At 54.1% G+C, this 5583-nt stretch carries 8 protein-coding genes; 2 read left to right on the top strand and 6 right to left on the bottom strand.

What is annotated here, in order from left to right; translation table 11 throughout:
- Positions 1-114: 114 nt before the first annotated feature.
- From Q1A20_RS25905 to Q1A20_RS25890, 4 genes are read right to left on the bottom strand one after another with little or no spacing between them, the layout of a single operon-like run.
- The gene (locus Q1A20_RS25905) at positions 115-429 is read right to left on the bottom strand and encodes a hypothetical protein (RefSeq protein WP_299919679.1); all 315 of its coding nucleotides are present in this window, start codon (positions 427-429) and stop codon (positions 115-117) included.
- 34 nt (positions 430-463) lie between these two features.
- Positions 464-847 carry a glyoxalase/bleomycin resistance/extradiol dioxygenase family protein gene (locus tag Q1A20_RS25900; RefSeq protein WP_299919677.1) on the bottom strand — a complete coding sequence of 128 codons (384 nt, stop codon included), beginning with the start codon at positions 845-847 and terminating at the stop codon, positions 464-466.
- An 18-nt stretch (positions 848-865) separates the two neighbouring features.
- Complete coding sequence (locus Q1A20_RS25895; RefSeq protein ID WP_299919674.1) at positions 866-1174, bottom strand: hypothetical protein; 309 nt, start codon at positions 1172-1174, stop codon at positions 866-868.
- Complete coding sequence (locus Q1A20_RS25890) at positions 1161-1685, bottom strand: GFA family protein (RefSeq protein ID WP_299919682.1); 525 nt, start codon at positions 1683-1685, stop codon at positions 1161-1163. The genes Q1A20_RS25895 and Q1A20_RS25890 overlap by 14 nt, the downstream gene beginning before the upstream one ends.
- Positions 1686-1759: 74 nt before the next feature.
- Between Q1A20_RS25890 and Q1A20_RS25885 the strand changes: the two genes are divergently transcribed.
- Entirely contained in the window at positions 1760-2434 is a 675-nt protein-coding gene (locus Q1A20_RS25885; RefSeq protein WP_299919671.1) for a TetR/AcrR family transcriptional regulator, read from the top strand.
- A gap of 122 nt (positions 2435-2556) precedes the next feature.
- Positions 2557-3198, top strand: coding sequence for a CatB-related O-acetyltransferase (locus Q1A20_RS25880; protein ID WP_299919667.1), 642 nt, complete (start codon positions 2557-2559; stop codon positions 3196-3198).
- A 223-nt stretch (positions 3199-3421) separates the two neighbouring features.
- Here the strand turns inward: Q1A20_RS25880 and Q1A20_RS25875 are convergent, their stop codons facing one another.
- Both Q1A20_RS25875 and Q1A20_RS25870 read right to left on the bottom strand, forming a co-directional pair.
- Entirely contained in the window at positions 3422-4507 is a 1086-nt protein-coding gene (locus Q1A20_RS25875) for a hypothetical protein (protein ID WP_299919664.1), read from the bottom strand.
- A 353-nt stretch (positions 4508-4860) separates the two neighbouring features.
- On the bottom strand, positions 4861-5325 hold the full coding sequence (locus tag Q1A20_RS25870; protein ID WP_299410593.1) for a GFA family protein: 465 nt from the start codon (positions 5323-5325) through the stop codon (positions 4861-4863).
- Positions 5326-5583: the final 258 nt, after the last annotated feature.

The following is a 5583-nucleotide window of genomic DNA, read 5'->3' as shown; positions in this document are numbered from 1 at the left end:
CAATAAGCCCGCGACCAACGCAGCGAGGCGGCCATCCTCCCAAATCAAAGCGACTTCTTCAACAAAATAAGCCCAAACTTGCCTCGTTTCTGCTACGCAGCGAATGTCTGGTTCCTAGAGCTGGGCATCGTCAAATGCTTTGAGCGCACGTTTGCTCGCAGAACTTCGCCACCTACGTTTGAGTAGCCGCTCAAGGATATCGTTCGGGATGTTTGCCAGCTTCGCTAGTACTATGTCATGGCTCGCGTAGTGCGGCTCAATGAAGAAAACGTCCGGCATTATCTCAATGAGGTGGTCGCGTTCCTCGGCAGGGACATCCAGTAAAACCAGACTATCATCGTCCACGCGACGCCGCGTGAGAAGTCGCTTGCGTGTTTTCAGCGATGGCTCGCCATAGGAAACGGCTTCGCTGACTTCGGGCCATTTCAATGCCAATTCAACAACGTCGCTCCACCTCACGGGATCAATGCCGATACTCTTCCTGGGTCGAAATCCACCATACGATGCCGTTGCCATCGGCTATACCGCCACGATGGTCACCGTCGCCTGATCGACGCAGCTCTTGCACGATTGTTCCACCGGTTGACAGCGCCCGTTCAAAGGCAGCTTCTGCATCCGGCACGTAAACATGCACATGTGCCTCAGCTGCTTCTGGCACCTCACCCATCATGATGACGTTGCCATCGATCCGAGCTTCAGCATGTTCCACACCTGAGCCGTTTTCCCTTTGATGCACCCGCAGCCGCGTCGCATCAAATACTGTTTCCAAAAAGCGAAGCGTTGTTTCAGCGTCACGCACCATCAAGTACGGGCTGACACTGGAATAATTGTCAGGCTTCCATGTCATAATCAAAACACTCCACTGTTATTGTGATGCGACCTTATAGAGCCGCAAAGGCTTGGTCCCACCTCGGACGATAACGCCTTTTGCCTCGAGGTCGAGTTGCACCGCCTTGAGCCACCACCCTGCTTTCTCCCCGCCGGGGAAAAACTCCTGAGACAAGCTCTTTAGCAGTGCGGTTTTCGCGTCGGCTACAGTCATTCCAGGTGCTGCGGTAGGAAGCACCGGCAGCAATGCCTCTCGCATCGCGGTGTATTTGGCACGATTGACGCGCTCGGTTCGACCGGGCGACGTGATACTCTCAATCTCGATCTTGTCGTCACTGTCCGGCATGCAGCTCTCCATTGTCAGCAATTTGGGGATTCCGAAATCCCATCCTTGCCCAAGCGCCGAACAGTCGTCCGTAGAAGGCGAGAGAATGGGTTTTCAGGTTGGGCACGTCAGTTGGGAGGTCCTTGCGCGTACCCGTCATCGTGCGCATCTCAATGGCGGGCCGGTCCGCCTCGGGCCAAAGCGCGGCATATAGGCTGAGCCAGTGCCCATCCTTCAGCTCCATGAACACTGGCGTGTTACAGCAGGTGGCAACGACACGGCGGGTGCCTGCATCATCCGAAAGCCGGTGTGCTTTCAAATTGTCCTGACCCGCGACAATCGCGATACGATCCTTTCGATGCATGACGAATGGGGTGGCACCTTTGTTATCCAGAACAGGGGCCGCACCCGGCAGCGCCTCCAATGTCTGGGCGGCTGTTTGACAACTCGAACAGAGGCACTCCACGGATGCGATATGTGGCCCTTCGACCGTCAATTTAACCTCTCCGCAGCGACAGCTAAGATTGGCCATTTGCATGGCATGATCCTCCGATTCTTCATTAATTAGACTGGACCGTCCAGTTTGATCAGTCAAGGATTTGGTGTATGGTGTCGATAACCCAAGGGATCACCGGCATGTCGAACGGCGCAGAAACACGCATCAAACGCAGCCAGATCAAGATTTTGACGGCAGCGGAAGATGTCTTTTTGCGCAACGGTTTTGTTGGCACAAACATGGATGCTGTCGCCGAGCAGGCGGGCGTCTCCAAACAAACGGTCTATGCTCGTTTCAAATCGAAGGAAGCGCTGTTCATCCAGGTCGTTGAACAAATGACCGGTGGCGCTGCCCATGACATTGGCGAGGACGTTGAGGACGACTTTGAGGGAACTTCGGTGGAGGATTTCCTGACCAACGCCGCTATTGATCAGCTTTCCATCGTCATGACGCCGCGGCTGATGCGACTGCGCCGGATGGTCATTGGTGAAGTTGAACGCTTCCCCGAACTGGGCAAGTCGCTCTACGAAAACGGGCCTCAGCGCTCGATCAGGCGCATTGCAAAGGCCATCGCGCATTACAGCCGCCTCGGTGAACTACGAGAGACTGACCCGTACACGGCGGCGACGCACTTTAACTGGCTCGTCATGGGCGGGCCGACTAACGCTGCAATGCTTCTGGGCGACACTGCGATACCTTCAGAACGGGCCCTCACAAAACACGCCCGCGAAAGTGTTGAAATCTTTCTGGCGGCGTTCAGAGAGGCAGCGCGCGCTTTAAGTTGAGGTTCGCATATGACGCGGCTAAAATTCGACAAGCGTTAAGCTGACGCTTCGGCTACCATGCAGGTGCCAACATTTGGATCGGACCACCAGCTCTCAGGGTGGTCCTGGCCTCGAATGGAAGCATGATGCAACAACCAAACCCGATGCTCCGTTTTCCAATCTCTGACGACAGAACCACGGTCTTTCTGCGCAATGTCGTCACGAACCCATTCATCGAAGTTGGTGACTTCACCTACTACAATGATCCGGCTGGGCCAGAGTTGTTCGAACAACGCTGTTTTCTTCAACACTATGAGCCCCATGGTGATCGGCTGATCATTGGCCGGTTCTGTGCCGTTGCGGCGGGTGTGCGCTTCTTCATGAGCGGGGCGAACCATCGGCTCGATATCTTCTCCGGCTATCCGTTTGATGAAATGGCGGAGGCATGGAAACCCGGCTTCGATTCGGCGCAGCACCTGCCGCAGTCGCGTGGCGACACGATCATTGGCCACGATGTATGGATCGGAAACAGGGCAACCATCCTACCCGGCATCACTGTCGGTAGTGGCGCAGTCATCGGAACTGGCGCGGTTGTGTCGAAAGACGTGCCGCCCTTTGCCATCGTTGTCGGTAATCCAGCGAGATTGATCCGCTATCGTTTTGACCCGGATATCATCTTGGAACTAGAGCGCATTGCTTGGTGGGACTGGTCTGTTGGGAAAATCACGAGAAACCTCGATGCAATCAGATCTTCAGACCTAACCAATTTGCGGGATGCAAAGTGACCCGCCCATTAAAGTGGGGTCGATTGCAGAAGATGGCGGAATGGTATTTTAAGCCGGATTAGGGTTTGCAGCCGTTCGTGTCCATCGCGGCGAAACCTGACTGAGAGCCCAAATTGACCAATGCTGCATAGAGCGCGAATGTCGGCTGTAAGAAAGTGCTCAGTCGCTTGCGTTGCGGACTGCATGGCAGAACTCTGATTTCCGTCGACCCACAGTATCTGCGCTAAGGCATCACAACGGTCGACGGATTCTTTACAAGTATTTCATCGAACGTCCTACGAACGATATCCGGATCGCTGGCGCAAATACGGTTGCCCGGTGTCACAACTCTCACAAGTACCAGGTCATCCACGAGAACTTCGATACTTGTTCCACTCTGCCTCGCAAGGCCTTTCAAGCGCTCTGTATTGCGAGTGACGTATGCGCCGCGCACAGTGCCGTCTGCTGATCTCGGCGATGCCCAACGAAGACCAGTGTTCTTTGCCTCATGAAGTCCGACAGGCGATGCCGATATTTCGACGATCAATCTACAACCGTCAATTTCCAAGGTGGCGCTTGCACTTGGACTAAAGCTGAGCGCCATGGGCAGAGTCATCCCCATACGCAAAGCATCGGAAGGCCGAACAACCTCCATTTCAGCGTTCGACGATGTCTCAATCATGTTGGAGAATTGTCGCGATTGATCGTCAAGAAGCGCCAAAAGCTCATTGATTGCGTCCGCGTGTTCAGGCGCTTGAGCTACAACTTCCTCGGGCTGGGAAAACAAAAGGGCCTGCGCAAATGCATCTATTGAAGCTGGCCCGTTTGGGATTGAGGATTCAGACCGATTTCCATCAGCGGTGAATGCAAGTACCTCAGACGCGCAACCCTGAAGACTCACTCCCGCTCGCTTTACTTGCCATGCCTCGCCTTCAAAAAACCGGAACAGATTGGGGTTGATCCTACCCTCTTCGATGCCTTGTTGATCACGGGCAATCGACCTACAGAAAAGAGTGGAAGTCGACGGATCGACAAACAAATGAGCATCGAGCGACTGCTCTTCATGCTCGCAGTGGACATGAACGCTCGGAATGAGCTCGAAAACATCAGTCGTCGAAGACCTGTTGCTTTCCCCGCACTTCCAGCCAGGAGCGGATGGTATCAGAGCGACGAGGTCAGCTTTGATCTCTTGGGCTATCACCTTTACCGCAGCGCGAGCCTTCTCAACCTTTGGCTGGAGGCTTTCGAGAGACAGCGTGTCCTGGGCCAGCGACGCATTCGTCCAGATGAGGTGCGGAACGATAAAAAGAATTATTCGGAACAGGTCCATGTTTTTCTCTCGAAGGCGGACACTCAGCGCCTGCTAGTTTCTTATGTCGGCAGGAAGGATTCTCTAGCGACTTTCATTGGTTTTGCTTGCTAATTGCGCCGATTTTAGCGGCCATCAGTTAAGGTCGCAAAGGTTACATCAGAAAAGCAGACGTTTATGACTTTCTGGTGGATGTCCGCTTCGTCCGCATAGCTGCCATCGACCCCGACTGGCACGAAGGTCTGGTCCGCGGGACAAAGCGCCAATTCGGTGCGCCTTCGCCAACGACTGCTTTCAGAACAGGCGTCCCGACGAAAAATGGCCCTATCCACCGGTCTAACAGGCGTTCGGGAATTGCCAAGCAGAAAGTCGTCTTAGCTGATGTCACTCCAGCCTGCAAATTCAGCAAGAAGTCTCTTGAATTCCGCTGGTGACGGGAAAGCATCATAGCTGTGAATGGCAGGGGTAACAGCCCAAGGCAGCTTGTCTTTGGTCATGATCTCGATAAAGGGCTTGAGCCAAGAACTGTCCCGACAAAGCGTCGCGCGCACGTTCACCCGCGCCTCAGCCCCTTCGACTTTGGTAAACATCAAAGTCATACAGATAGGACAAAAGAAATGATGCCGCGGCGAGCCGGGCAACGGTCTTGCAACCGGTGTACCTTTCATAATCTTGAAGCCGTCCGCCGGGATCATCGCCCCCAACGAAAACGCACTGGCGCACATCCTTTGGCAATCCACACAATGACAAGCAAGTGTCATTAGAGGGGGGGCCAGGATTTCAAATTGGGTCGCGGAACAGCGGCAGGTGCCGCCAGCAGGCAGATTTGGTTGGCGCATGCCAAGTCTCCATTTTGGGGGAAGGCCGTTTCGGAACTACGAAGCGAATTTCGAGCAGTAGGTCGCAACCAGCTAAGTCACATATTAGCAATCATCGCCGGATCGGTAAATAGCGAGACAAAAACGCGCTGTTAGTCTTGAAGGACAGACATTGATACGATGCGCAGCATCGGTGACTTTGGGGCTTATTTTGTTGAAGAAGTCTTGTTGCTTTGAAGCAAGTCCTTTGATTCACTCGCTATTGTAGATTGGGGGAGG

The organism is uncultured Roseobacter sp., from assembly GCF_947501835.1.
GTDB lineage: Bacteria > Pseudomonadota > Alphaproteobacteria > Rhodobacterales > Rhodobacteraceae > Roseobacter.
Note: the sequence above shows the minus strand (reverse complement) of the source record. Positions and strands in the feature narration are given on the sequence as shown.